We start from the raw sequence: 24,610 nt of genomic DNA, 5'->3' as shown, positions 1-24,610 counted from the left end.
GGAACGCGGGTACCCCGAGCGCCAGCGAGGGGCCAATGTGGGGCGCCGCCCAGGCTGGAGCGCAAGCAGGGCCACACCTCAATCTCACCCCCCCAAGTGCCCCATTCTCCAGCCACGCGGCTGAAGCGGGCGAGTCCAGAACAGCGCTGACAGGCCCAATGCGCAGGCATAACCCACTATGTGCGCTACCGAACAGACAGCCATCGACGCCGATACTCAAATTGCCGGTGCAAAGCTCCCTTCACCCAGGCACGTACCGGTGCCGGCACCACCCCCTGCGGTCGCTCCCTTGGCGGCCATAAGCTGTTCACGGTCAACGCTGATATCCCCGCGATCGACGCCTTGGAACATGCCTCCATTCTGCAATACCGCGCTAACAAGCTGATGACCGAAGTTGCGTTTGGTGACCCGACTGGTGATGCCGCTCTGTCTGCGGTCTATCTGAACGAAATGGCCAAGGCGCCGATGGATGACGTAACCCTAGCGATGAGTGCAATTGCCTAGGCGAGCGGCACACGGGGTAGCATCCCTGAGCTCGACGTCGAGGGCCAGTTAGTCTCGGCGCCGACGCAGCCACTGATTGCTGCAAAAACCTCCTGAACAGACGTTCCCTATCGCTAATTCATATTAGCTAGAAGCGAGTCTGGCAACATGCAAACTCTGGCAAATTGCCACCGCGCCTTATAGAGCAGTGATCGCCAAGAGCGAAAGTGAAAGAATCAATTTCCAGATCGGTCATTCAGCTTCTCGCCTTCCATGAAGACTTTAAAACGCATAATATCGAAGCTCGACGACAGCTATCGCGGCGCACTTGAACAATCATCATATCAATCTACATACCACAGGGCATTTATGGCAGATCGAGTCCTCAAGGAGAAGTATCAAATCACTGTAGCCTGGTGGAATACCAGCCTGGCGCCGCGCGGCCGGACTCGCGCCAGTGAGCAACTCAGAGATGCCGCCGCAAGCGTAATCCAATTTCTTCTCATAAAAAACAATGTATCTTTTTTGGCGCTCGGAGAAATGTCTTTGGAAGACATGACTCATTTAAAACAATCAATAAACAAAACCAACCTCCACTTCGAGTCAGGCCTGACATCTGCCGGAAGAGCCAAATATGATAACTGTTATATCTTCAACACCTCTATATTCGAATTAGTCGACATTGAAGACATCTCCTCCGCCGATGGGGGTAGAACGCTAAAACTGGCTCAGCAACTGACCTTTATTGAGAAGCTGTCGGGAAAATCCATTTTTATTCTTGCTTCTCACTGGCCTAGCAGATGGCACGTCGGCGAGCATGATCCAATTCGCGACGAATTTGGAATCCGCTTGCGTGACACCATCAGAGGGATCGAGTCCCCCGACGGAGCGAGCCCCCACATCATCCTGCTTGGCGACTATAACGAAGAGCCTTTCAGTAAAGCCCTCAGCGCACAGCTGAAGGCGAGTAGACATCGTGAATTCGTGAGCCGCAAGGAGCATCTGCTGTACAATCCGTTCTGGGGTTTTCTTGGGCAACGAAACACCAATATAGACAGGCCCCTTGGAAGTCATTATTGGAAGGACGGCACAATTTCAAAATGGTATACGTTCGATCAAATAATGTTTTCATCCTCTCTCGTCCGAGGTGATGACTGGAATTTACTGGAAGATGGGGAGCATTTTGCGAATATCGCTGATCTTACAGCACTTGTGGTCGACTCAAAATCGGACTTCGACCATATCCCGGTCTATGCAACAATCGAAAAAGAGGTAGCGTGATGGCCGCTAATTTTGAAAATTCATTCAAGAAAGGCTTAGAAGCAGCGGAGGCTGCCTCCCAAGTAAACTTGGAAATTGATTCAGTATTCGAGGAATTGAACAACCAGATTCACTCTGCTAGCGAAGGGAGAATCAAATTCGAGCTACGACGCAAAAGGGATAGTATCTCAGCACTGAGCAGTTTGGTGGCGAATGGGTTCGATAGCCCGATAAAGTTCAAGACATATATCGTAGCTATTAATAACGCTGCCGAAAAAGAAGAAGAACTTGCGCAATTCGAACGTGCAAGCACCGGGTATCCATGCCGTCTTGACTACGAAGACCAAAAAATCTTCTGCAATGACAAATCTGCGTTAGAAAAGCATTTATCCATAATGCTGAGCAGTGTAAACATTGGAAAAAAATGGCTCGACTTTTAAATTACTCGACGCGCTCGTCACCTGACCCTGCGGACGATGAGTAGCCATCGACTAATGTGAGCAGGATTTACTCTTTCAGATTTCAGGCTCACGCAAATCAAAGCCCTTGGTTGCACTTCAACTTCCGGCTGGCCCTGCTTGCGCTCCAGCCTGGGCGGCGCCCCTCCAGCAGGCCGCGTGGAGGCTTCCGAATCGGTGGCTCCCCGGCATGGATGCCGGGGAAGCCGCGCTGAGCCATGGACGGCGATTCGCGGCGTGCCACCGATTCAGAAGCCGGAACGCGGGTACCCCGAGCGTCAGCGAGGGGCCAATGTGGGGCGCCGCCCAGGCTGGAGCGCAAGCAGGGCCACACCCCAATCCCCACCAGCAGACGCAAAAAAGCCCCGCAAAAAACGGGGCCTTCCGAGTATCGCGCCTAGCCTCAGCGTTCGAGGTCGGCGATCTTGCCCTTTTTGCCATCCCACTCAGCAGCATCAGGCAGTGAGTCTTTCTTCTCTCTAATGTTCGGCCAGATATTCGCCAGCTTGCCGTTCAGGGCGATGAAGTTTTCCATGCCGGCAGGCACCTCGTCTTCCGAGAAAATCGCCAAGGCCGGGCATTCAGGCTCGCACAGGGCGCAGTCGATGCACTCGTCCGGGTGAATGACCAGGAAGTTCGGGCCTTCGTAAAAGCAGTCCACCGGACACACTTCTACGCAGTCGGTGTACTTGCACTTGATGCAGTTGTCGGTGACGACGAAGGTCATTTCAGGTTCTCTCCTCAGGCGGCTACAGCCAAACCCCTGTATTCGGGGCCGCTGGGTCTGGGATAGGCAGCCTGCGAACCAGGCTAATAGTTCTCGGCATTCCCAAACCGCGCGGGATTCTATCAGCTTGTGACTGTCAGCGTTAGATCCGGTTCTTCAATGTATAGAGCAATTCCATCGCTTGCCGTGGCGTCAGGCTGTCGATATCAGTACGAGCGATCTCGTCCAATACCGGGTGCGGCAGGCTGGCGAACAGGTCGCTCTGGTGCGGCGCCGCCGGTTTGCCGGGCTTGGCGAGCACGGGTTCGACCGGCAGACTGGTGGTTTCGAGGCGGCCCAGGTGCTCCTTGGCGCGACGAATGACCGCTTCCGGCACACCGGCCAATTGCGCCACCGCCAAGCCGTAACTCTGGCTGGCGGGGCCCGGCAATACGTGGTGCAAAAAGACGATGCGCTCGTTGTGCTCGGTGGCGTTGAGATGCACGTTGGCGACCAGCGGTTCGCTCTCGGGCAGTACCGTCAGCTCGAAGTAGTGCGTGGCGAACAGTGTATAGGCCCGCAGCTGTGCCAGGCGCTCGGCGGCGGCCCAGGCCAGCGACAGGCCGTCGAAGGTGCTGGTGCCGCGGCCGACTTCGTCCATCAGCACTAGGCTGCGATCACTGGCGTTATGCAAGATGTTGGCAGTTTCACTCATCTCCACCATGAAGGTCGAGCGGCCACCGGCCAAGTCATCGCTGGAGCCGATACGGGTGAAGATGCGATCCACCAGCGACAGTTCGCAGCTGGCCGCCGGCACGAAGCTGCCGATATGGGCCAGCAGCACGATCAGTGCGGTCTGGCGCATGTAGGTGGATTTACCGCCCATGTTCGGACCGGTGATCACCAGCATGCGCGTGTCGTCATCCAGCCGCAGATCGTTGGCGACGAACGGCGTGGTCAGCACTTGCTCGACCACAGGGTGACGCCCCTGGCTGATGCGCAGGCAAGGCTCGTCGACGAAACTCGGGCAGTTGAGGTCCAGATTCAGCGAGCGCTCGGCGAGGTTGCTCAACACGTCGAGCTCGGCCAGCGCCGCAGCGGTGTCCTGCAGCGGCGGCAGATGACCGATCAGGCGTTCCAGCAGCGCCTCGTAGAGCATCTTCTCGCGGGCCAGGGCGCGGCTCTTGGCCGACAGCGCCTTGTCTTCGAACGCCTTGAGCTCAGGGGTGATGAAGCGCTCGGCGCCCTTAAGGGTCTGGCGGCGGATATAGTCCGCCGGCGCTGATTCGGCCTGCTTGCTCGGCAGTTCGATGAAGTAGCCGTGCACGCGGTTGTAGCCGACCTTGAGGTGCGACAGGCCGGTACGGGCTTTTTCCCGCGCTTCGAGATCGATCAGGAACTGCCCGGCGTTCTCGCTCAAAGACAGCAATTCGTCCAGCTCACTGTCATAGCCGGTCTTGAGCACGCCGCCGTCACGAATTACGGCGGGCGGGTTGTCGATGATGGCCTTGGCCAGCAGCTCGGAGAGTTCCGGGTAGGTGCCGGCGATCGTCGCCAGGCGTGCCAGGTGCGGTGTCTCGAGGTCAGCCATGGCGATCTGCAGGTCCGGCAGCGCGGCCAAGGCATCGCGCAGGCGGGCCAGGTCACGAGGGCGGGCGTTGCGCAGGCCGATTCGGGCGAGGATACGCTCGATATCGCCGATGTCCTTGAGTCGAGGTTGCAGGGCTTCGAAACGATAACCATCGAGCAGGCAGCGGATCGACGCCTGGCGCGCCTGGAGAATCTTCAGGTCGCGCAGCGGGCGATTCAGCCAGCGGGTCAGCAGGCGGCTGCCCATGGCGGTCTGGCAACGATCGATCACCGATTGCAGGGTGTTTTCGCGGCCGCCGGCGAGGTTGATATCGAGTTCCAGGTTGCGCCGGGTGGCGGCGTCCAGCACCACGGTGTCATCCAGGCGTTCATGCTTGAGGCTGCGCAGGTGCGGCAGGGCGGTGCGCTGGGTTTCCTTGGCGTAGCCCAACAGGCAGCCGGCGGCGCCGATGGCCAACGTCAGCTTCTCGCAGCCGAAGCCTTTCAGGTCCTGGGTCGCGAACTGCTGGCACAGGCTTTTGTGGGCGCTGTCGCGTTCGAAATCCCACGGGGCACGGCGGCGCGAGCCACGGCGCTTTTCCGCCGGTAGGCCTTGAGGCCAGTCGTCGGGGATCAGCAACTCGACCGGATTGATGCGCTCGAGCTCGGCCAGGAGGTTTTCCCAGCCCTTGAATTCCTGCACGGTGAAATTGCCACTGGTGATGTCCAGCACCGCCAGGCCGAACAGACGTTCGTCGCCCAGCACCGCCGCGATCAGGTTGTCGCGGCGTTCGTCCAGCAGCGCTTCGTCGCTCACCGTACCCGGAGTAATGATGCGTACCACTTGCCGATCCACCGGCCCCTTGCTGGTCGCCGGATCGCCGATCTGCTCGCAGATCACCACCGACTCCCCGAGCTTGACCAGCTTGCCCAGGTAACCCTCGGCGGCGTGGTAAGGGATGCCGCACATGGGGATCGATTGCCCGGCCGACTGCCCACGCGCGGTGAGGGTAATGTCGAGTAGCTTGGCGGCCTTCTTCGCGTCTTCGTAGAAAATCTCGTAGAAGTCGCCCATGCGATAGAACATCAGCTGGTCCGGGTGCTGGTTTTTCAGCTTCCAGTACTGCTGCATCATGGGTGTGTGTGCGGATAGGTCACTCATTGCGGGAATCGGGCTCTCGGCGTGGGTAGGTCAAGGGTTGGCGGGGAATGGTACAGGGATTGGGTGGAGATGCCGAGGGGGAGGGGAATCGAGGCAGCGGATGATCGGTAGTGGCACATGGGAAATATCTGATTTTTCTTATTGGGGATTATTTCCCTGGTAGATGCTGGGTGGCGCAATTTTGATGATGGCGACGTAGACAGTTTGCGTTCATATAAATCGGTTTAATTGAATTCTGGCAGTTGAGGTTGTATTGCTGGCGGGCGGGTCCTGTTTACAATTTTGTAGTTGATCTGCTTGGGGGATTTTCCTACTGTGGGTTCACCTTCAGCGAGCGGAAGCGAGACATTAGCTAAATAATCGGGGTGTTTATATGTCCGGCTGATAGCGCATCAGCTTTTTAGTTTGTGAGGGATAGTGACTGTGTTTGAGTTTTCCGAAGACGATATCTGTGTGGTAGACGAAGTTTTGACAATGGAAGAGCAGCAAAAATTGGTTGCTTGTTGAAGCGTTCAATCTGGCGATATGGTTGGCCTATCAATGATGCTTATTTTTCCAGACCTTGCTGGCATTCGTTCATCGCAGGTAGCCGAGGAGTCGAGCGTCAGTCCTCGGAAGAAGAGCTTCGTAGTCATCCCGAATGGAACGTGCTTTACGATATATGGATGAGGGTGAAGGCGATCCATATGCCGCAGGCGACGTTGCTTGGTGTATATGCGAATGGTCAGACTTTTGGGCAGGATTCTCCTATCCACAGAGATAACTGGCCTTCCGAGACGGGTAAGACAGTGGTGTTGTTTTGTAATGAGCATTGGGCGACTTGCTGGGGGGGAGAGTTGGTGTTTTATGATCATCAGAAACAACATATTATCAAATCAATCCTACCGAAGCCTAGGCGGGCAGTTATTTTCAATGGTCATGTGCCGCATAGTGCTCGGTCACCAGCGGTGAATTGTGATCAGTTGCGGGTGACGATCGCGTTCAAGACGATGTTTTGAGTGTATGAGTTTTTGTGGCTCGTCGAAAATGGAGTGGACAAACTTTTCACTGCGTGCAACCAATTTAAATTACGGCATTGTGAGACAGCATGGTCCTGAAGTCAAAACCGTTAGATGAACCTCCGGTTCAGAACCTAACTTTTAACTATAGTGTAGAAATAAAAGTTAGCTTCCTGTTCGGGTCGTTACTACTGTTTGCAGGTCTGGGATTTAGCTACCTCTACAGAGATCCAGAGCCTGTCCCTGAGGGTACTTTTTCCATAGTTGATGGCGTAATTACGTCAGGGTACAACGGTTTCAAAGCAGATCGTTTCATAATTAAATATGTAGCGAGAATTCCCGGGCCGCGGGGTTATCCGGCTAATCGCTACTTCTATGCATTTGAAAATGCTTGCGGGAAAAATAAAATGACTGCCGGAGATGCAGTTAAGCTACTCGTGGAACAACGAGAAAAATCACAAGTGGTGAGGCAGGCTTCGACCACGAATGGATGTGTACTCTATGATAAAAAAATTCGGCAGCATATGGAGAAGAAAAGCGAGTGGATGGAATACTCACTTATTTATACAATGTACGGGTTGTCCTTTATAGGCTTTTCGCGGGCCCTCTATCTGTCGCGGAAAAGAACGCCTGGTTCCTGACGTGGTTTCTATATCCTATAGTTCCTAGGTGTTGATCGATTCTGGGAGCTCTCAGTTGGTATTTAAATATAAATTTTGATTGGTGGGTCGCGAATCCATTTTAATCTAGGGGGAGTTATGTCTGGAAGGTTTGAAATTATTGTTGCGTATGTGGATAAGGGAGTGGGCAAGACAAGCTCTGCAGCAGCTCTTGTGGATCAATTTAACTCTAATAAAGATGGCTTTTCTCTTGTCAACCAAACGGCGCAGATGGTGGCCAGTGTCGTCAGTGTTGCTTCAATTACTACCGTTACGCTTGGGTTGCTCCCGTTTGTAAGCGTCACGGCGCATACTTTAGCGGCTACAATGACCTTTTTGAAAATAGTCGTCGATTTCAAATCTGAAGGCGTTGTTGAGAGAGCTGACGTATGGAGTTTAGTAGGAAACGTCGCCGGTGTTGTAGCAGGTATCACATTGCTAGCGGGCTTTACCGCTGCAGCCCCCTGGGTCGCTGGGGTTGCCATTGGTACTGGAGTAATGGGCATCCTCAGTACGGATGTGGTTAAAAATATTTTGAAAGTCGTCGTCCAGCCTCTCTGGGATAAAAACTTCAAGGGCCGGCCAGATGCTAACTATGAAAATCATTTCATATCGCCTGATTTGACGGTTTTACCGCAGCATCGAATTGAAACCGATTATGAGGGCAAGATTGCCAAGATAGTTTGGGATCCGAGCAATGACAGTATCTCTATTGAGCGCACAGAGAAGGAACCGGATGATCCCGATACGCTTCCAAGTGATGGTGTAGGTGACAGCGACGGGGGCATCGACGCCCCATTGGGCGGAAATCCTTCATTTATTATTCCTGAATCATTCCCTGCACCGGGTCCAGCGCCAGGTTCGGAGCCAGCCCCTGCACCGGGTCCAGCGCCGGGTTTGGAGCCAGTCCTTGCACCGGGTCCAGCGCCAAGTCCGGAGCCAGTTCCTGCGCCCGATCCTGGGCCAGTCCAGGAACCAACTGCCCCAGTTGGCGGTGGGGATACAGCTGCATTTTTAGGGGAGGGAGGGGGAAGTTCACCCGGTGGAGGTACGGTAGGCGGGGGCATCTCGGGACGAAGAGATGAAATTGAAATATCTATTGAATCGATTGGGGGAAACCCCGCACTTGGCCATCCCCCGCTCCGGCCAGATGAACCTCAGGATCAATATGGCTGCTGTACGAATCGTCAAGACTCCTATAACTAGCTAAATTTCATACCACTGAAAATGGGTAATTATCTTTGGTTTGCGTAAAGATTCACGATTGACAATGTGAGTTTTTTAGCATCAACGTGTTTGGGACTCGTTTTCTTCTGGTTTTGCAGTCAGGTCCCAGATAACAATTGCTCTGATTAAGGCAGCAGACGATCGGTGGTGGTGCATGAGAGGTATCTGGTTTTACTTGCTGGGTGTTATTCCTTGATAGATGCTGGCGTCGTGCAATTTTTTAACGGCTAGTTCCGTATGGTACTCGGCCGTCCCATTGAGTTGTGATCGGTTCAGGGTGACGTTAGAGTTTAAGGCGGGGCTTGTAGATCTGTTCAATAATAATTAATACGAGGCGGAATATTTGTCCAAGCAATCGAGTCTCGAAGAGATCATGAATCCCCCACGGTCTGCGATGGAAGCTTTTCACCGGTTATCTACACGGCAAAGGATGAAAGTGTGCGGATGCATATCGCTTGCTTTCGTCTTTATAGGCTTCGGGCTCACGTACCTGTACGTTGATGAAGAGTCTTCGTCCTCTGGCCGGATTATTTCGACAACGGGCGTAATCAGATCTAGTCCGGTAAGACTGGAGGAAGATCGATCGATAGTGTCCTATAAAGTTGCGGTAGCACCACTTGGGCAGGCTGTTTCTTTACGGGTGTATGCGAGGAAGGATGGGTGTCACGATAAAGACTTGGTTGTCGGTCAAACATTGATGCTGTCGATTCAAGAAGTGGATTCTGGTTTCAAAATGCGACAGGCTTCAACGCTTGATAAGTGTTTAGTCTATGACGACGGTCTAGGGCGCGATGTTCGGAGGGTGATGAATAACTCTCTCTATTATTCGATTGCCTATTTTTGGGGGTTGGGGTTTGTCGCTTTTTGTTGTTCATTGTTCTATTGGCGGAAGGCTAAATGGCCGGTCTGATTTGTCCAAGCTTCAAGGTGTATTTCTGATTTTTTAACAACGTTTCGAGAGTACTGATGAGTGAGGTTCGCGGGGCGGTCACATCAGCAGCCAGCGCTTGTTCACCAGCGCGCGCTGGCCGACCACAAGCGAGTCCGATCTTTCTTTTCCCCTATGATCGGGTTGCGGTACCGTAGCGATTCTCTCAATCGCTACGGTACCTGGCCCATGGACCCTACCACCCAACTAGCCGCCACCCTCGGCGAGTCCTTGCGTGTCGTCGCCGCCCAGGCCACCACCGCCGAATCCTGCACCGGTGGCGGCATCGCCGAAGCCATCACGCGCATCCCCGGTTCCTCCGCCTGGTTCGAGGCCGGATACGTCACTTATTCAAATACCCAGAAAACCGCACAACTCGGTGTAAGCCCCGAACTGTTTGGCCGCGTTGGCGCGGTCAGTCGTGAAGTGGTCGAGGCCATGGTACGGGGTGCCTGTGCTCGCAGTGGTGCGCGTTTTGGCGTTGCGGTCAGTGGCGTCGCCGGGCCGGACGGCGGCTCGGTGGACAAGCCGGTGGGGACCGTCTGGCTCGCCTGGGCTGATGGCCAGCAGCTGTTTGCCGAGCGCCGGCTGTTCTCCGGGGACCGGGACGAGGTCCGCCGACAAACGGTAAAGGCCGCCCTGACTGGGCTGACACAGCTTGCATCAGGAGAAAGTCCCTTGGAGGGGTAGGCGCGCGATCAATCGTGTGGAATAATACTGGCTACTTATACAGTTATTCCGGCCTTCAGGCCTAATTGATTACGAGAGGACTTCAATGGACGACAACAAGAAGAAAGCCTTGGCTGCGGCCTTGGGTCAGATCGAACGTCAGTTCGGTAAAGGTGCGGTCATGCGCATGGGCGATCACGATCGCCAGGCCATCCCGGCCATCTCTACCGGTTCGCTGGGCCTGGACATCGCACTGGGCATCGGCGGCCTGCCAAAGGGCCGAATTGTCGAGATCTACGGCCCGGAGTCTTCGGGTAAAACCACGCTGACCCTGTCGGTCATCGCTCAGGCTCAACGCGCCGGTGCTACCTGCGCCTTCGTCGACGCCGAGCACGCGCTGGACCCTGAATACGCCGGCAAGCTGGGCGTCAACGTCGACGACCTGCTGGTTTCGCAGCCTGACACCGGCGAGCAAGCCTTGGAAATCACCGACATGCTGGTGCGCTCCAACGCGGTTGACGTGATCATCGTCGACTCCGTGGCGGCCCTGGTACCCAAGGCCGAAATCGAAGGCGAAATGGGCGACATGCATGTGGGTCTGCAAGCCCGTCTGATGTCCCAGGCGCTGCGCAAGATCACCGGTAACATCAAGAACGCCAACTGCCTGGTCATCTTCATCAACCAGATCCGGATGAAGATCGGCGTCATGTTCGGCAGCCCGGAAACCACCACCGGTGGTAACGCGCTCAAGTTCTACGCTTCCGTCCGTCTGGACATCCGCCGTACTGGCGCGGTGAAGGAAGGCGACGAAGTGGTCGGCAGTGAAACCCGCGTCAAGGTCGTCAAGAACAAGGTCGCACCGCCATTCCGTCAGGCTGAATTCCAGATCCTGTACGGCAAGGGTATCTACTTGAACGGCGAGATCGTCGACTTGGGTGTGCTGCACGGTTTCCTGGAAAAATCCGGCGCCTGGTACAGCTACCAAGGCAGCAAGATCGGTCAGGGCAAGGCCAACTCGGCCAAGTTCCTGCAGGACAATCCGGATATCAAGGCCGTCCTCGAGAAGCAGATCCGTGAAAAACTGCTGACCGGTGGTGTCGATGCCAAGAAGGCCGAAGCAGCCGCTCCTGCTGAAGCTGACGAAGTGGTCGATGCTGACGCGGACTTCTGATCCCATCCATGTCCACTGTCGTTCTTGATACACCCGTCGCTGTGCGACGGACTGCAATGGACCTGCTCGCGCGCCGCGAGCACGGTCGTGTCGAGCTGACGCGCAAGCTGCGTCAGCGCGGCGCTCCCCCCGAATTGATCGACCAGGCACTCGACCGGCTCACGGAAGAGGGTCTGTTGTCCGAAGCCCGTTATCTCGAGAGTTTTATCCGCTACCGTGCTCACTCGGGTTACGGTCCGCTGCGCATTCGCGAAGAACTGAGCCAGCGAGGGCTGCCGCGCTTGGATATCGAGCAGGCACTGCGTGAAGCGGAATTCGACTGGTCAGCGCAGTTGGCTGATACCTGGCAGCGCAAGTTCTCTGGACATTTGCCACGGGACATGAAGGAGCGAGCGCAGCAGACCCGCTTCCTGGTGTACCGCGGCTATCCGCTGGAGTTGGTCGGCCGCCTGCTCAGCGGCCGTAGTTTCGACGACTGACGCGTTCTAACTGTGCTCGCGCAACTTGTGCGTAGCGTCATGCGCCGATACAGGCGCTTCGGCCCAGTTCTCCCTCTGGTTGATAAAGTCCACCAGCTCCCGCAAGCGCCCTTGATCCCGACCGTTGAAGTTGAAGCCCAACCTAGACAGATGGCTGAACTCCGGCTCGTTGTGCTGCTCGCCGTCATAGGCCTGCTGCACGAATGTATCGCTCAGGCATAGCGCTGCAAACTCCTTGCGGACGAGTTCCAGCGCGGCATCGCTCAATGCGTGGCGCATGCGAATCACGAATAGCTTCTGCAACCAGCGGGTCGAATGGAAGTTGCTGTAGAACCGGTCAATCTCCTGCACCGCCGCTTCCGCGCTGTGGACCAGACGCAGCAGCTTCATGTCGCTAGGCAGAATGTAGCGGTTGGCTTGCAGTTGCTGCTCGATGAAGTCCAGCGCGCCCTGCCAGAAGCCGCCGCCCGGCGTGTCCAGCAGCACCACGGGCACCAGCGGGCTCTTGCCGGTCTGAATCAGGGTCAACACTTCCATGGCCTCATCAAGAGTACCGAAACCGCCTGGGCACAGCACCAGCGCGTCGGCTTCCTTGAGGAAGAACAGCTTGCGAATAAAGAAGAAATGAAACGGCAGCAGTTGCTCCGTGCCGTCGATGGTGGCGTTGGCATGTTGCTCGAAGGGCAGGGTGATATTGAAACCCAGGCTGTGCTCGCGGCCGGCACCTTTGTGCGCCGCCGCCATGATGCCGCCACCGCCACCGGTGATGACCATCATCCCGGCATCGGCCAGCGCGGCACCGAGTTCGGTCGCCTGGGCGTAGAGCGGATGTTCCTGCGGTGTGCGCGCCGAGCCAAACACCGTGACCTTGCGTCGTCCCTTGTACTGTTCGAGCACGCGGAAGGCATGGGTGAGTTCGCGCAGCGCCTGCAGGGTGATCTTGGCGTTCCAGCGGTTGCTGTCGTCCTCGGCCATGCGCATCACAGTCAGCATCATGTCGCGGTACAGCGAGAGGTTGGGGCTCTCAGGGGCAATCTGACGCAGTTGGGCGTCGATGCGGTCGGTCAGGTTCAGACCATTGCTATTGAAATGGGCGGATAGAAAGTCGTCGGGTTGGTACGGCATTCAACATCTCCTTCTGCACTTGGCCCCATCACGCGGTGGGCGGACAAGGGCGACAACACGGCGTGCCATGGGGTGACGATAGTTCGATGATGTGCCCAACAGGTAACCGCTGGCAATGCCTTGCTGCGCTAGTGGCCATGCGCTACCGCCGGTCAGTTGCTCCCAAACGTCCCCCACGTCTGATTTACTCAAAGAACAAGTGGCGAAATGGAAGCCCTGAAAATGATCGCGGCAGCAGGCATGGAGGCAAGGATGCAGCAGACGCAGCGCTTGTATATCGAGGTCGATGCGCGCCTTTACGTGCTGCTCGAACGGGCCGCGCAGGCGGACAACTGCAGTGTCGAAGAGGAATGCATACGGCGGCTTGAGGAGGGAGGGCGACGCTCGGTGTTTCTACAGGCGACAATCGCCGATCTACGCGCTGACGAGGCGCAGCGCCTCATCAACGGACATCATGGATAGCGCCGTTACTTCTTCTTGGCGATAGGTGCCTTGTCGACCTTGATATCGCAGTCGGCAGCCGTGTAGCGCTGGGTGCCGATGAACTTGTTGGTCTTGTACTCGGTGAAGTCGTAGCGCATGACCGCGCCATGGGCCAGCAGATTGCGGAAGCCCTGGTTCTGGCAGACGCTGACGCCCAACTGATAGCGCACGGTGTTCTTGTCGGCACGCATTTTTTCAGCTTGTTCCGAACGCACGCTCAGGTGGTCGATCAATTCCTTGCCTTCAACGGTAAAGCCTTGGTCGAGGATGTCTTCGTTGATGGCGCGTGGGGTGCCCTCGCTGCTCTGCTTGGCCACTTGTTGAAGCATCTGATTGAGTTCCGTGTCTTTCAACGAGGCGGCTTGTGCGGTGAAAGGCAGGGCCAGCAGCAGGGTCAAGGACGGAACGATAAAGCGCAACATGAAACACTCCTGATCGGTGGGACCGGATAAAGGGACTGGGGGTTGGACCTAAGTCCTTTCCTTGCGTTCACATGTCCCTTGTTGTGAACCCGAAGGGCAAGTATAGGCTGGCAGCCCAGGCCGCGACCATCGCAAATGCCGCTAAAGCGCCAGCCGACCTGATAAACTCGGAGCACTCTTCGCCGCTGTGATCCGCAATGACCCACGCCGTTTCCCGCCTGCGCACCCAGCGTCTGGCTCGCTGCATCAAACCTTTCGTGGCCCGCGGTTCCCGAGCGCCGCGTTGCCCCGGATGTCGAGTCATCGCCAGTTATTGCCTGTGCCCATGGCGTCCGCAGGTGGCGGCGCACTCGTCGGTGTGCCTGTTGATGCATGACGTCGAGCCGCTCAAACCGAGCAATACCGGCTGGCTGATCGCCGATGTGTTGAGCGATACCCAGGCCTTCAGCTGGTCGCGGGTAGAGGTCGATCCGGCGTTGCTGGCACTGCTCGACGATGCGCAGTGGCAGCCATATATCGTCTTTCCGGGCGAGTTCGTCGAACCCGAACGCGTAACCCAGCGGGTCGAGCCGCAGCCGGGCAAGCGCCCGCTGTTCATTCTGCTGGACGCCACCTGGAACGAAGCCCGCAAGATGTTTCGCAAAAGCCCCTATCTTGATCGCTTCCCGGTGTTGAGCCTGACCTCGGATCAACTGTCGCGCTACAAGCTGCGTCGCTCCAAGCGTGACGATCACTTCTGCACCGCGGAAGTGGCGGCATTGTGTCTGGAGTTGGCCGGCGATCAGCGCGCTGCCAGCGCACTGGACACCTGGCTGGATGCGTTCAGTGCTCATTATCTGGGCGCCAAGTATCAGCTCCCCGTAGATCTGGGAGACGAATTGCACCAGCGTTTGCAAGCCTTCAGCCCGGCATGATGGCCGGCTTGAGCCCCTCGACTTGACCACCCCGACCCGGCTCGGCATGCTTGGCGCCGATTCAGGCGCGATTGCCCTGCGACCGACCCACAGGATCCACTGACCCATGGCCCACTACGACATCCTGATTGCCGATGATCACCCGCTGTTTCGCAGCGCCTTGCATCAGGCGGTAGCCTTGGGCCTGGGGCCGGACGCGCGACTGGTGGAAGCCGCCAGTATCGCCGAGCTCGAAGCCCGGCTGACGGAAAAGTCCGATTGGGACCTGGTGCTGCTGGACCTCAACATGCCAGGCGCCTACGGTTTTTCCGGCCTGGTCCTGCTGCGTGGGCAGTATCCGCAGATTCCGGTGGTGATGGTCTCAGCCCAGGAAGAAGCCGCAGTGATGGTCAAGTCCCGCGAATTCGGCGCCAGCGGATTCATTCCCAAGTCCAGCAGCCTGGAAGCCATTCAGGAGGCGGTGCGCACGGTGTTGGAGGGTGATGTCAGCTGGCCGCCGCAAGCGTTCGAGGCCGTCAGCGTGTCGGCCGAGGCCAAGGCGGCCAGCGCCGGGCTGGCCAGCCTGACACCGCAGCAGTTTCGCGTGTTGACCATGGTCTGCGAGGGCTTGCTGAACAAGCAGATCGCCTTTGAGCTGAGCGTCTCCGAAGCCACCATCAAGGCCCATGTCACCGCCATTTTCCGCAAGCTGAACGTACGCACCCGCACCCAGGCTGCCTTGCTTTTGCAGCAACTCGAATCCATCGGCAACCATTGAGCGCCGATGGCCATTTTCTGACACTCCAGGCATTACTTTATTCATGTCTCCTTTCAAAGGCCAAAAAGGCCTCAAGCGCATCTTCAATGCCGGTGGCTATTCCCTGGCCGGCCTGCACGCGGCGTTCACCGGCGAAGCGGCCTTCCGCCAGTTGGTGCTGGCCAATGTGATATTGATCCCGGTGGCCTTGTTGCTCGACGTCAGCCGTGTGGAGCGGGCGCTGCTGATCGCTGTGTGCCTGCTGGCCTTGATCGTCGAACTGATCAACTCGGCGATCGAAGCCGCCATCGACCGGATTTCCCTCGATCGCCATCCGCTGTCGAAAAACGCCAAGGACATGGGCAGCGCCGCGCAACTGGTGGCCATGACCATGATCGGTATCGTCTGGGCGGTGATCCTGCTTTAAAGCGTCAGGCGATGTCTGGCAGCACGATCTCGTCGCTGCGCCGTACGCCGCTGGTGAACGAGCGGCACAGGTCGAGGAATTCGCGCATGGCCGAGGTCTGATACTTCTGCTTGTGCCAGATAAAGAAGAACTGCCGCGCCAGATCCAGCTCTGGCGTCTGCACAGCCACCAGGCTGCCGCGGCGAAAGGCATCGCGCAGGGCCAGCCGCGAGATGCAGCCGATGCCGAGGCCCGACTCCACGGCGCGCTTGATGGCTTCAGTGTGTTCCAGTTCCAGCCGCACATTGAGGCTGGAGCGGTGATGGCGCATGGCTTGATCGAACGTCAGCCGGGTGCCGGACCCCTGTTCGCGCAGTATCCACGCCTCCTCGGTCAGTGCCTGCATACTGGCCGGGCCACTGCGGGCCAAGGGGTGCTTGGGTGAGCAGAACACTACCAGTTCGTCCTCGACCCAGGGTTGCACCTCGATATCAGGATGGCTACAGTCGCCTTCGATCAGGCCCAGGTCGATCTCGTAGTGCGCCACTTGCTGGACGATGTTGGCGGTATTCTGCACGTGCAGCTTCACCTGGCTTTCGGGGTGAATCTGCATGAAGTGGCCAATCAGCAAGGTCGCCAGATAATTACCGATGGTCAGCGTCGCGCCCACGGCCAGCGAGCCGAAGCCGGATTTGCCGTTGAGCAGGTCTTCGATCTCTTTGGCCTGGTCGAGCAGGGCCACGGCCTGGGGCAGCAACTGGTGGCCGAGGGCATTGAGGCTCAGGCGCTTGCCGGCGCGGTCGAACAGCTGGCAGCTGGATTGGCGTTCGAGTTCGGTGATCGAGGTGCTGGCGGCCGACTGCGACAATGCCAGTTGCACGGCGGCGCGCGAGACACTTTCCTGCTGAGCCACGGCCACGAATACCTGGAGTTGTCTGAGAGTGAATCGCATATCGATATAACCGATAACCTATATCTTGATAATTCAGTTAACAGATATTGTTGCTGGCTTTAAACTATTGCGCAATTGCGCTCTATGGTCAGCGCACCGTTCTTTCAGGAGCCTTCTTCAATGAGCAACATGAACCACGAACGCGTTCTCAGTGTGCACCACTGGAACGACACCCTGTTCAGCTTCAAGTGCACGCGCGATCCAGGCCTGCGCTTCGAGAACGGGCAGTTCGTGATGATCGGCCTGCAGCAGCCCAACGGCCGTCCGTTGATGCGCGCCTATTCCATCGCCAGCCCGAACTGGGAAGAGCATTTGGAGTTCTTCAGCATCAAGGTGCCCGACGGCCCGCTGACCTCGCAGTTGCAGCATCTCAAGGAAGGCGACGAGATCATCATCAGCAAGAAGCCCACCGGTACCCTGGTGCTCGATGACCTCAAGCCCGGCAAGCACCTGTACCTGCTGAGCACCGGCACTGGTCTGGCGCCGTTCATGAGCGTCATTCAGGATCCGGAAACCTACGAGCGTTTCGAAAAGGTCATCCTCTGCCACGGCGTGCGTTACGTGAACGAAGTCGCTTACCGCGAGTTCATCACCGAGCATCTGCCGCAGAACGAGTTCTTCGGCGAAGCGCTGCGCGACAAGCTGATCTACTACCCCACCGTGACCCGCGAGCCGTTCGAGAACGAAGGCCGCCTGACCGATCTGATGCGCAGCGGCAAGCTGTTCAGCGACATCGGTCTTCCGCCGATCAATCCTCAGGACGACCGTGCCATGCTGTGCGGCAGCCCGAGCATGCTCGACGAGACCAGCGAAGTGCTCAACAGCTTCGGCCTGACCGTTTCGCCGCGTATGCGCGAGCCAGGCGACTATCTGATCGAGCGCGCCTTCGTCGAGAAGTAAGCGCCGATCGAAACAGCCGCTCCACCTTCTCAGGTCGAGCGGCTTTTTTGTGCCTGCGCGCTACTGCGTCACTTCCAGGACGCGGATCAGCCCGGGTTGCGGATAGTGCCAACGCACGTCCACATCCCACAGCCGCACGCCATATTGACGCTCCGCTGCGGGCACCTGATAGGCCGGGCGAGGGTCCTGGGCCAGGCACTGCTCGATCAGCTCGACCAGTGGCTCACCCAGGCGCTGGCCATGTTCGCGAGCGCTGTGCAGCGCGTCGTCAGGCCATTGCACGGCGATCAGTGGCGGCGCGGCACTGGCTATCTGATTGCTCGCGCCGGCGAGGCTGTCGGCATAGGGCACGTACGGTTTGATATCCAGCACCGGCGTGCCATCGAGCAGATCGATGCCGGACACCCAGAGTTTGCCTGCTTCGACCTTGTCCAGCCGGACCACGGACTGCCCGATTCCATTGGGGCGGTGGGTCGCGCGGGTCGCGAAGACCCCCATCGAGGTATTCCCGCCCAGGCGTGGTGGGCGTACCTTCAGGCGCGGCTTGTCTTCCAGAGCCTGGTGAAACAGGAACAGCAGCCACACATGGCTGACCTGCTCCAGGCCTTGCACCGCCTCGCCGGTATTGAACGGTGCCACCAGCTCCACCACACCGCGGGCAGCCGGGGCGAGCTGGGGTTGCCGGGGAATGGCGAATTTTTCCTTGAAGCAGGAGCGGACGAAGCCGACCGGGGAAACACTATGACTCATGGGGCTCCAGACAGCGGGGGCGCAGGGTGGGGCGATCAGAATGACTTGCAGCCAGCGACCTTGAAGGGGCCGGCGATGCGTATCCAGCCATCACCCGGGTAGGTTTGCGAGCAGACGTAGACGCCTTCCTGGGTCTTGCTTTGCCACCGGTACCAGTAGGCCGGCTTGGCCTCGCACAGGGCGCTCAGACTCGATAGCAACAAGGAGGCGACAACGATGCGTAGCGACACGGTAACCTCCATGGGGCTCGAATCCAGGGGTGGCTTGCCTATCACTTTCGCGGGCAAGCCTTGCTCCTACAGATGTGCGACGATAGCGCGGTTTTTACCGTAGCGACAACGATGCGTAGCGACACGGTAACCTCCATGGGGCTCGAATCCAGAGGTGGCTTGCCGATCGCTTTCGCGGGCAAGCCCGGCTCCTACAGATGTACGACGATAACGCGGTTTTTACCGTAGGAGCAAAGCCTGCTCGCGAAGAGGCCGGTAGGGCTAGCTGCCTTCAGCCGCGCACGCGCAGGGTCAAGCCCTTGAGGAAGTTGCGCAGCAGCTGGTCGCCGCACGGACGATAGTTGTTGTGCCCGGCCTTGCGGAACAGGGCGCTGAGTTCTGGCTTGGACACCGGAAAATCCACCGACTTGAGGATGGCGTGCATGTCGTCTTCCTTGAGCTCGAAGGCCACGCGCAGCTTTTTCAGCACGGTGTTGTTGGTCACCGGCAGTTCGATGGGCTGGGCCGGGCGGCTGTCATCCTTGCCGCGCTTGAAGATCACCAGGCCGTCGAGAAAATACGCCAGCACCGTATCAGGGCAGTGCACGAAGCCTTCTTCCTCTTCCTTGGTCAGATAGCCGGAGATCTCGGCCTTGGTCGCTTCGCCACCGGCGAGTTTGATCAGCTCGACGACTTTGGCGTCGCCGATGTCGATCATGTAGCGCACGCTGCGCAGTACATCGTTTTGAATCATGAAATCGAATCCTGGATAAACGACATCGCCAACTCGGCGACGCCTGAAAACGGCTTAGAACTTCTCGCTGGTCGCCATATAGCGCCATTCGCCGACGGGCAGTTTGCCCATGGATACGCCGCCGATACGGATGCGGCGGATCGACACCACGTTCAGCCCGACGCTGTTGCACAGTTGCACCAAAACCCCCGGCAGCGGGTTCTTCAGCACGATGCGCAGACGGGTTTCGTTCTGCCAGCTGACTTTCACAGGTGGCAGCGCCTTGCCCTTGTAGGTGACGCCATGTTGCAGGCGGTTGAGGCCGTGTTCGCTCATGTCGCCACTGATTTCGACGACGAACTCCTGCTCCAGCTTGGCGATGTCATCAGTGAGCTTGCGAGCGATGCGCCAGTCCTGAGTGAACACTTGCAATCCGGCGCAGTGCTCGGGCAGTTCGGCGGCGCAGCTCAGGCGCACGAAGTGCCCGCGCAGTGGCCGTTTGCCAAAACGATGGGCTTCGGACAGGGTTTCCGGGGCCAGTGCACGCTGCAGTTGCTCGCGGCTCTGCTCGGAAGGCTGGTGCGCCAGCAAGGTGATCGGGTCTGGCGCCACGGCCTTGGCGTCTGGATCGAGCTCGACGCGCTGGGCGTCGACCTTGAACTGCGGCTCGTCGACGATTTCGCCGTCGACCCGGACCCAGCCGCCCTCGATGAACAGCTCTGCCTCACGGCGCGAGCACCCGACCAGTTCGATCAGGCGTTTGGAAAGGCGAGTGGGTTCAGACATGACAGCGACCGTGGCAAGATAAGGCCGGTATTGTACCCGCGTAGCGCGTGATATTCGCCGTTAAATCTTCGCTCAGGCGCTGCGTACGCTCTGCCGCGCGGCCAGGCGCAGGTGCAGCAAAGGGTAGGGATGGCCCAGGCCGTCCTGCTCGCAACGGCCGATCACCTCGAAACCCTGTTTGAAATAGAAGCCCACGGCCTGAGCGTTCTGCTCGTTGACGTCGATCAGCTCGGCATTCAGGTGTTCGATGGCGTAAGTGAGCAACTGCTTGCCCACGCCCTGACCGCGATGGCGCGGACCGACGAAGAGCATCTCCACCTTGCCGCCGGCGACCCCGGCAAACCCCATGATGCGCTGCTGCGGATCGCGGATGCAGATCAGCATGACGGCGTCGAGGTAGTGCTCCAGGACCAGGGCCCGGAGTTCGCGGATGTAGTCGTCGGGGAGGAATTTGTGCGTCGCCCGCACCGACGACTCCCACACCCGCGTCAGTTCGGGGTAGTCGCTCTGGTGTGGCGTGACGATGGTGGGCACATAAGGCATTGCGGCAGTCTCCATGACGGGGCAGTCCATGGCTAACTATAGCTGTAGCGAGGGGGCTTGCCCCCGAAAGGTGAGTCAGGCAGCGCTTGTGCAGCCTGGTGCGCTCTATCGGGGGCAAGCCCCCTCGCTACAGGTGTCCGTGCAGGCAGATTGTGCGGGCTTACAGCCGAGTGGCCCACAGATCGTATTCATCGGCATCGGTCACCCGGCACCAGATCTTGTCGCCAGGCTTGATGCTGCCATCGCTTTCGATGAACACGTTGCCGTCGATTTCCGGGGCGTCGAAGAAGCAGCGGCCGACCGCGCCTTGCTCGTCGACTTCATCGATCAGGACTTCGATCTCCTTGCCGATCTTCATCTGCAGGCGTGCGGCGCTGATGGCTTGCTGGTGAGCCATGAAGCGGTCCCAGCGATCCTGCTTGACGTCATCCGGCACGACGGCGGCGTCGAGCAGATTGGCGGGCGCGCCTTCGACCGGCGAGTACTGGAAGCAACCGACGCGGTCCAGCTGGGCCTCGGTGAGCCAGTCGAGCAGGTACTGGAAGTCTTCTTCGGTCTCGCCCGGGAAGCCGACGATGAAGGTCGAGCGGATGACCAGGTCCGGGCACTGTTCGCGCCAGTTCTTGATGCGCGCCAGGGTCTTGTCTTCGAAGGCTGGGCGTTTCATCAGCTTGAGCACTTTCGGGCTGGCGTGCTGGAACGGGATGTCGAGGTACGGCAGGATCTTGCCAGCGGCCATCAGCGGGATCACGTCGTCGACGTTCGGGTACGGATACACATAGTGCAGGCGTACCCACACGCCCAGGCTGCTGAGGGCCTGGCACAGCTCGAGCATGCGCGTCTTGACCGGCTGGCCATTCCAGAAGTCGGTCTTGTACTTGACGTCGACGCCATAGGCGCTGGTGTCCTGGGAGATCACCAGCAGCTCCTTGACGCCGGCCTTGACCAGGCGCTCGGCCTCGCTCAGGACGTCACCCACCGGACGACTGACCAGCTTGCCGCGCATCGACGGGATGATGCAGAAGCTGCAGCTGTGGTTGCAGCCTTCGGAAATCTTCAGGTAGGCGTAGTGGCGCGGGGTCAGCTTGATGCCCTGCGGCGGCACCAGATCGATCAGCGGGTTGTGGTCCTGACGCGGCGGCACCACGTCGTGCACTGCATTGACCACCTGCTCGTACTGCTGCGGGCCAGTGACCGACAGCACGCTGGGGTGCACGTTGCGAATGGCGCTTTCTTCCACGCCCATGCAGCCGGTGACGATCACCCGGCCGTTTTCCGCCAGAGCTTCGCCGATCACTTCCAACGATTCCGCCTTGGCGCTGTCAATGAAACCGCAGGTGTTGACCACCACCACATCGGCGTCCTGATAGGTCGGCACCACTTCGTAGCCTTCCATGCGCAGCTGAGTCAGGATGCGTTCGGAATCTACCAGGGCCTTGGGGCAACCCAGGGAAACGAAGCCGACCTTGGGGGCGGCTGACGAAGGGACGGTGGACATGGCTAACCTCGGTATTGAATCTTGATATCTGAACGGCCGCGCGCAAGCGGCCAGGCGGGCGCTACAGACGCCTCTTGATCAAAAAGTGCGCAATTCTATCCATGGCCAAGGCGCTTGACCAGCTTTATAGAGGGAAATGCGACGAGTGCTGCGCTATGCTTCGCGGCGTTGCGCTCGGTCACAGGCTGCTGAGCAGCAAAGAGTCGGGACCCGATGCGCACACAAGTGCGCCGATCCTCAAAGTTTTCGCGGGCCCAGGTACAGGTTTCAGGAGTGGTTGATGGTTCAGGCAAACAGTCAGGCGGGCACCGGGCATTCTCGTCCCGGTGCGGTGGGTATGTTGGTGGCGGCCGTGGGCGTGGTCTATGGCGACATTGGTACCAGCCCGTTGTACACCCTGCGTGAGGTGTTTTCCGGAGGTTACGGGGTGCCCGTCAACCATGATGGTGTGTTGGGCATTCTGTCGCTGATCTTCTGGTCGCTGATCTGGGTAGTCTCGATCAAATACATGCTGTTCGTGCTGCGCGCCGACAACCAGGGCGAGGGCGGGATCATGGCGCTGACCGCACTGGCGACCCGTGCCGCCGCCAATCATCGGCGCCTGCGTGCGCTGCTGGTGGTGTGCGGGCTGGTGGGCGCCGCGCTGTTCTACGGCGACAGCATGATCACTCCGGCAGTGTCGGTGCTCTCGGCGATCGAGGGGCTGGAGCTGGCATTCGATGGCATCGAGCATTGGGTCGTGCCCTTGTCACTGGTGGTGCTGGTGGCGCTGTTCCTGATCCAGAGCCGTGGCACCGCCCGTATCGGCAAGCTGTTCGGTCCGGTGATGGTGCTGTGGTTTCTAGTGCTAGGGGCACTGGGCCTGTATGGCATCGTGCAAAACCCGGAGGTGATCCATGCGTTCAATCCGTTGTGGGCGGTGCGCTTTTTCGTGGTCCACCCCGGCATGGGTGTGGCCATTCTCGGCGCGGTAGTGCTGGCGCTGACCGGTGCGGAAGCGCTGTACGCCGACATGGGCCACTTCGGTCGCAAGCCGATCGCTCGCGCCTGGTTCATCCTGGTGCTGCCGGCATTGGTGCTCAATTATTTTGGCCAGGGCGGCCTGTTGCTCGCCGATCCAGAGACGGCACGCAACCCATTCTACCTGCTGGCCCCGAGCTGGGCGTTGATTCCGTTGGTGGCGCTGTCGACCCTGGCCACGGTGATCGCTTCCCAGGCGGTGATTTCCGGGGCTTTCTCGCTTACGCGTCAGGCTATCCAACTCGGCTATATCCCGCGGATGTACATTCAGCATACCTCGAGTGCCGAAGAGGGGCAGATCTACATCGGTGCGGTCAACTGGTCGTTAATGGTCGGGGTGATCCTGTTGGTAGTGGGCTTCGAGTCCTCCGGTGCGCTGGCCTCGGCTTACGGCGTAGCGGTGACGGGGACGATGCTGATGACCACGATTCTGGTATCGGCGGTCATGCTGCTGCTGTGGAAATGGCCACCGGTGCTGGCCGTGCCGGTGTTGATCGGTTTTTTGCTGGTGGACGGCCTGTTCTTCGCCGCCAACGTGCCGAAGATCGTTCAGGGCGGCGCCTTTCCGGTATTGGCGGGCACCGTGCTGTTCATCCTCATGACCACCTGGAAGCGCGGCAAGCAACTGCTGGTTGATCGTCTGGATGAAGGCGCGCTGCCTTTGCCGATCTTCATTGGCAGTATCCGCGTGCAGCCGCCCCATCGGGTGCAAGGCACGGCGGTATTCCTCACCGCGCGCTCCGACGCCGTGCCCCACGCGTTGCTGCATAACCTGCTGCACAACCAGGTTCTGCACGAGCAGGTGGTGCTGTTGACCGTGCTCAACGAAGACACTCCACGGGTCAATGGAGATCGCCGAGTCGAGGTCGAAAGCTACGGCGAAGGCTTTTTCCGGGTGATCCTGCATTTCGGTTTCATGGACGAGACCGATGTGCCTGCCGCGCTGGCGCTGTGTCATCTTGACGAGCTGGATTTCAGCCCGATGCGCACGACCTACTTCCTCAGCCGCGAGACGGTGATCGCTTCCAAGATCGTTGGGATGGCCCGTTGGCGAGAGGCGCTGTTCGCGTTCATGTTGAAGAATGCCAATGGCAATTTGCGCTTCTTTAATTTGCCGCTTAATCGGGTGATCGAGTTGGGGACCCAAGTCGAGATGTGATGTTTGCTGGCTATTGGGCTATTGGGCTATTAGGCTATTGGGGGCGGGGTGGTTCTGCTTTCGAGCCGGCCTTGGGGGCGCCGCCCCCACCATTGGCCCCTCGCTGGGGCGAGGGGTTCCCGCGTTCCGGCACGCTTGCGCAGGGCACGCCCCGATGGGCCTTCCATGGCCCAGCGGGGCTTAGCCGGCATCCATGCCGGCTATC

General features: G+C 58.6%; 27 protein-coding genes. 16 read left to right on the top strand and 11 right to left on the bottom strand.

The window, feature by feature from the left end; all coding sequences use genetic code 11:
* Positions 1-180: 180 nt before the first annotated feature.
* The 3 genes from AC3WJP_RS27725 (at position 181) to AC3WJP_RS27715 (ending at position 2,183) form a co-directional block, all read left to right on the top strand.
* Positions 181-504, top strand: coding sequence for a DUF3077 domain-containing protein (locus AC3WJP_RS27725; protein ID WP_493724529.1), 324 nt, complete (start codon positions 181-183; stop codon positions 502-504).
* A gap of 252 nt (positions 505-756) precedes the next feature.
* A complete protein-coding gene (locus AC3WJP_RS27720; RefSeq protein ID WP_493724530.1) occupies positions 757-1,764 on the top strand; it encodes an endonuclease/exonuclease/phosphatase family protein in 1,008 nt (335 codons plus the stop codon).
* On the top strand, positions 1,764-2,183 hold the full coding sequence (locus AC3WJP_RS27715) for a hypothetical protein (RefSeq protein ID WP_493724531.1): 420 nt from the start codon (positions 1,764-1,766) through the stop codon (positions 2,181-2,183). Before AC3WJP_RS27720 ends, AC3WJP_RS27715 begins: the two co-directional genes overlap by 1 nt.
* A 421-nt stretch (positions 2,184-2,604) precedes the next feature.
* On the opposite strand, the gene fdxA is transcribed toward AC3WJP_RS27715, so the two are convergent.
* Both fdxA and mutS read right to left on the bottom strand, forming a co-directional pair.
* Positions 2,605-2,928, bottom strand: a complete 324-nt coding sequence (gene fdxA, locus AC3WJP_RS27710; protein WP_493724376.1) for a ferredoxin FdxA — start codon at positions 2,926-2,928, stop codon at positions 2,605-2,607.
* A gap of 142 nt (positions 2,929-3,070) precedes the next feature.
* On the bottom strand, positions 3,071-5,638 hold the full coding sequence (gene mutS, locus AC3WJP_RS27705; protein ID WP_493724377.1) for a DNA mismatch repair protein MutS: 2,568 nt from the start codon (positions 5,636-5,638) through the stop codon (positions 3,071-3,073).
* Positions 5,639-6,141: 503 nt separating this feature from the next.
* On the opposite strand from mutS, the gene AC3WJP_RS27700 reads away from it, so the two are divergent.
* The 7 genes from AC3WJP_RS27700 (at position 6,142) to recX (ending at position 11,769) form a co-directional block, all read left to right on the top strand.
* Positions 6,142-6,636: a 2OG-Fe(II) oxygenase gene (locus tag AC3WJP_RS27700; RefSeq protein ID WP_493724378.1), complete on the top strand. Its 495-nt coding sequence runs from the start codon at positions 6,142-6,144 to the stop codon at positions 6,634-6,636.
* Positions 6,637-6,725: 89 nt separating this feature from the next.
* Positions 6,726-7,277: a hypothetical protein gene (locus AC3WJP_RS27695; protein WP_493724379.1), complete on the top strand. Its 552-nt coding sequence runs from the start codon at positions 6,726-6,728 to the stop codon at positions 7,275-7,277.
* A 117-nt stretch (positions 7,278-7,394) separates the two neighbouring features.
* Positions 7,395-8,501, top strand: coding sequence for a hypothetical protein (locus AC3WJP_RS27690; RefSeq protein WP_493724380.1), 1,107 nt, complete (start codon positions 7,395-7,397; stop codon positions 8,499-8,501).
* A gap of 610 nt (positions 8,502-9,111) precedes the next feature.
* Positions 9,112-9,432 carry a hypothetical protein gene (locus AC3WJP_RS27685; protein ID WP_493724381.1) on the top strand — a complete coding sequence of 107 codons (321 nt, stop codon included), beginning with the start codon at positions 9,112-9,114 and terminating at the stop codon, positions 9,430-9,432.
* Between the two features lie 207 nt (positions 9,433-9,639).
* Positions 9,640-10,140: a CinA family protein gene (locus AC3WJP_RS27680; RefSeq protein WP_493724382.1), complete on the top strand. Its 501-nt coding sequence runs from the start codon at positions 9,640-9,642 to the stop codon at positions 10,138-10,140.
* 85 nt (positions 10,141-10,225) lie between these two features.
* The gene (gene recA, locus AC3WJP_RS27675; protein ID WP_493724383.1) at positions 10,226-11,290 is read left to right on the top strand and encodes a recombinase RecA; all 1,065 of its coding nucleotides are present in this window, start codon (positions 10,226-10,228) and stop codon (positions 11,288-11,290) included.
* Between the two features lie 8 nt (positions 11,291-11,298).
* Entirely contained in the window at positions 11,299-11,769 is a 471-nt protein-coding gene (recX, locus tag AC3WJP_RS27670; protein ID WP_493724384.1) for a recombination regulator RecX, read from the top strand.
* 6 nt (positions 11,770-11,775) lie between these two features.
* On the opposite strand, the gene AC3WJP_RS27665 is transcribed toward recX, so the two are convergent.
* The gene (locus AC3WJP_RS27665; protein WP_493724385.1) at positions 11,776-12,894 is read right to left on the bottom strand and encodes an LOG family protein; all 1,119 of its coding nucleotides are present in this window, start codon (positions 12,892-12,894) and stop codon (positions 11,776-11,778) included.
* Between the two features lie 207 nt (positions 12,895-13,101).
* Between AC3WJP_RS27665 and AC3WJP_RS27660 the strand changes: the two genes are divergently transcribed.
* Positions 13,102-13,356, top strand: a complete 255-nt coding sequence (locus tag AC3WJP_RS27660; protein ID WP_493724386.1) for a hypothetical protein — start codon at positions 13,102-13,104, stop codon at positions 13,354-13,356.
* A 5-nt stretch (positions 13,357-13,361) separates the two neighbouring features.
* On the opposite strand, the gene AC3WJP_RS27655 is transcribed toward AC3WJP_RS27660, so the two are convergent.
* The gene (locus tag AC3WJP_RS27655) at positions 13,362-13,799 is read right to left on the bottom strand and encodes a PA3611 family quorum-sensing-regulated virulence factor (RefSeq protein WP_493724387.1); all 438 of its coding nucleotides are present in this window, start codon (positions 13,797-13,799) and stop codon (positions 13,362-13,364) included.
* Positions 13,800-13,996: 197 nt separating this feature from the next.
* Between AC3WJP_RS27655 and AC3WJP_RS27650 the strand changes: the two genes are divergently transcribed.
* The 3 genes from AC3WJP_RS27650 (at position 13,997) to AC3WJP_RS27640 (ending at position 15,876) form a co-directional block, all read left to right on the top strand.
* On the top strand, positions 13,997-14,713 hold the full coding sequence (locus AC3WJP_RS27650) for a tRNA-uridine aminocarboxypropyltransferase (protein ID WP_493724388.1): 717 nt from the start codon (positions 13,997-13,999) through the stop codon (positions 14,711-14,713).
* 106 nt (positions 14,714-14,819) lie between these two features.
* Positions 14,820-15,470 carry a response regulator transcription factor ErdR gene (erdR, locus tag AC3WJP_RS27645; RefSeq protein WP_493724389.1) on the top strand — a complete coding sequence of 217 codons (651 nt, stop codon included), beginning with the start codon at positions 14,820-14,822 and terminating at the stop codon, positions 15,468-15,470.
* A 43-nt stretch (positions 15,471-15,513) separates the two neighbouring features.
* A complete protein-coding gene (locus tag AC3WJP_RS27640; protein ID WP_493724390.1) occupies positions 15,514-15,876 on the top strand; it encodes a diacylglycerol kinase in 363 nt (120 codons plus the stop codon).
* Positions 15,877-15,880: 4 nt separating this feature from the next.
* Here AC3WJP_RS27640 and AC3WJP_RS27635 read toward each other — a convergent pair whose 3' ends face one another.
* Positions 15,881-16,807, bottom strand: coding sequence for a LysR family transcriptional regulator (locus AC3WJP_RS27635; protein WP_493724391.1), 927 nt, complete (start codon positions 16,805-16,807; stop codon positions 15,881-15,883).
* 120 nt (positions 16,808-16,927) lie between these two features.
* Between AC3WJP_RS27635 and fpr the strand changes: the two genes are divergently transcribed.
* Entirely contained in the window at positions 16,928-17,707 is a 780-nt protein-coding gene (fpr, locus tag AC3WJP_RS27630) for a ferredoxin-NADP reductase (protein WP_002554680.1), read from the top strand.
* 60 nt (positions 17,708-17,767) lie between these two features.
* On the opposite strand, the gene tsaA is transcribed toward fpr, so the two are convergent.
* The 6 genes from tsaA to rimO form a co-directional block, all read right to left on the bottom strand.
* Positions 17,768-18,457: a tRNA (N6-threonylcarbamoyladenosine(37)-N6)-methyltransferase TrmO gene (tsaA, locus tag AC3WJP_RS27625; protein WP_493724392.1), complete on the bottom strand. Its 690-nt coding sequence runs from the start codon at positions 18,455-18,457 to the stop codon at positions 17,768-17,770.
* A gap of 35 nt (positions 18,458-18,492) precedes the next feature.
* A complete protein-coding gene (locus AC3WJP_RS27620) occupies positions 18,493-18,687 on the bottom strand; it encodes a hypothetical protein (RefSeq protein ID WP_493724393.1) in 195 nt (64 codons plus the stop codon).
* A gap of 271 nt (positions 18,688-18,958) precedes the next feature.
* Positions 18,959-19,420 (bottom strand): YehS family protein, encoded by a 462-nt coding sequence (locus AC3WJP_RS27615; RefSeq protein WP_493724394.1) that lies wholly within the window; start codon positions 19,418-19,420, stop codon positions 18,959-18,961.
* Between the two features lie 54 nt (positions 19,421-19,474).
* Complete coding sequence (locus AC3WJP_RS27610) at positions 19,475-20,185, bottom strand: rRNA pseudouridine synthase (RefSeq protein ID WP_493724395.1); 711 nt, start codon at positions 20,183-20,185, stop codon at positions 19,475-19,477.
* 72 nt (positions 20,186-20,257) lie between these two features.
* A complete protein-coding gene (locus AC3WJP_RS27605) occupies positions 20,258-20,743 on the bottom strand; it encodes a GNAT family N-acetyltransferase (protein ID WP_493724396.1) in 486 nt (161 codons plus the stop codon).
* Positions 20,744-20,888: 145 nt separating this feature from the next.
* Positions 20,889-22,226: a 30S ribosomal protein S12 methylthiotransferase RimO gene (gene rimO / locus AC3WJP_RS27600; protein ID WP_493724397.1), complete on the bottom strand. Its 1,338-nt coding sequence runs from the start codon at positions 22,224-22,226 to the stop codon at positions 20,889-20,891.
* A gap of 280 nt (positions 22,227-22,506) precedes the next feature.
* On the opposite strand from rimO, the gene AC3WJP_RS27595 reads away from it, so the two are divergent.
* A complete protein-coding gene (locus AC3WJP_RS27595; protein ID WP_493724398.1) occupies positions 22,507-24,405 on the top strand; it encodes a potassium transporter Kup in 1,899 nt (632 codons plus the stop codon).
* Positions 24,406-24,610: the final 205 nt, after the last annotated feature.

The sequence above is a fragment of the Pseudomonas sp. GW821-FHT01A09 genome (assembly GCF_058986725.1).
The sequence above is the reverse complement of the archived record's forward strand: the minus strand, read 5'-3'. Positions and strand labels throughout refer to the sequence as shown.

Excerpts from the sequence above, each read along its gene's own strand:
- recX (WP_493724384.1), top strand. The coding sequence starts at position 11,299 with ATGTCCACTGTCGTTCTTGATACACCCGTCGCTGTGCGACGGACTGCA.
- AC3WJP_RS27720 (WP_493724530.1), top strand. The coding sequence starts at position 757 with ATGAAGACTTTAAAACGCATAATATCGAAGCTCGACGACAGCTATCGC.
- erdR (WP_493724389.1), top strand. The coding sequence starts at position 14,820 with ATGGCCCACTACGACATCCTGATTGCCGATGATCACCCGCTGTTTCGC.
- AC3WJP_RS27595 (WP_493724398.1), top strand. The coding sequence starts at position 22,507 with ATGGTTCAGGCAAACAGTCAGGCGGGCACCGGGCATTCTCGTCCCGGT.
- mutS (WP_493724377.1), bottom strand. The coding sequence starts at position 5,638 with ATGAGTGACCTATCCGCACACACACCCATGATGCAGCAGTACTGGAAG.
- recA (WP_493724383.1), top strand. The coding sequence starts at position 10,226 with ATGGACGACAACAAGAAGAAAGCCTTGGCTGCGGCCTTGGGTCAGATC.
- AC3WJP_RS27715 (WP_493724531.1), top strand. The coding sequence starts at position 1,764 with ATGGCCGCTAATTTTGAAAATTCATTCAAGAAAGGCTTAGAAGCAGCG.
- AC3WJP_RS27605 (WP_493724396.1), bottom strand. The coding sequence starts at position 20,743 with ATGGAGACTGCCGCAATGCCTTATGTGCCCACCATCGTCACGCCACAC.
- AC3WJP_RS27610 (WP_493724395.1), bottom strand. The coding sequence starts at position 20,185 with ATGTCTGAACCCACTCGCCTTTCCAAACGCCTGATCGAACTGGTCGGG.
- AC3WJP_RS27695 (WP_493724379.1), top strand. The coding sequence starts at position 6,726 with ATGGTCCTGAAGTCAAAACCGTTAGATGAACCTCCGGTTCAGAACCTA.
- fdxA (WP_493724376.1), bottom strand. The coding sequence starts at position 2,928 with ATGACCTTCGTCGTCACCGACAACTGCATCAAGTGCAAGTACACCGAC.
- AC3WJP_RS27690 (WP_493724380.1), top strand. The coding sequence starts at position 7,395 with ATGTCTGGAAGGTTTGAAATTATTGTTGCGTATGTGGATAAGGGAGTG.
- AC3WJP_RS27650 (WP_493724388.1), top strand. The coding sequence starts at position 13,997 with ATGACCCACGCCGTTTCCCGCCTGCGCACCCAGCGTCTGGCTCGCTGC.
- AC3WJP_RS27615 (WP_493724394.1), bottom strand. The coding sequence starts at position 19,420 with ATGATTCAAAACGATGTACTGCGCAGCGTGCGCTACATGATCGACATC.
- rimO (WP_493724397.1), bottom strand. The coding sequence starts at position 22,226 with ATGTCCACCGTCCCTTCGTCAGCCGCCCCCAAGGTCGGCTTCGTTTCC.
- AC3WJP_RS27660 (WP_493724386.1), top strand. The coding sequence starts at position 13,102 with ATGGAAGCCCTGAAAATGATCGCGGCAGCAGGCATGGAGGCAAGGATG.
- tsaA (WP_493724392.1), bottom strand. The coding sequence starts at position 18,457 with ATGAGTCATAGTGTTTCCCCGGTCGGCTTCGTCCGCTCCTGCTTCAAG.
- AC3WJP_RS27640 (WP_493724390.1), top strand. The coding sequence starts at position 15,514 with ATGTCTCCTTTCAAAGGCCAAAAAGGCCTCAAGCGCATCTTCAATGCC.
- AC3WJP_RS27680 (WP_493724382.1), top strand. The coding sequence starts at position 9,640 with ATGGACCCTACCACCCAACTAGCCGCCACCCTCGGCGAGTCCTTGCGT.
- fpr (WP_002554680.1), top strand. The coding sequence starts at position 16,928 with ATGAGCAACATGAACCACGAACGCGTTCTCAGTGTGCACCACTGGAAC.
- AC3WJP_RS27655 (WP_493724387.1), bottom strand. The coding sequence starts at position 13,799 with ATGTTGCGCTTTATCGTTCCGTCCTTGACCCTGCTGCTGGCCCTGCCT.
- AC3WJP_RS27635 (WP_493724391.1), bottom strand. The coding sequence starts at position 16,807 with ATGCGATTCACTCTCAGACAACTCCAGGTATTCGTGGCCGTGGCTCAG.
- AC3WJP_RS27665 (WP_493724385.1), bottom strand. The coding sequence starts at position 12,894 with ATGCCGTACCAACCCGACGACTTTCTATCCGCCCATTTCAATAGCAAT.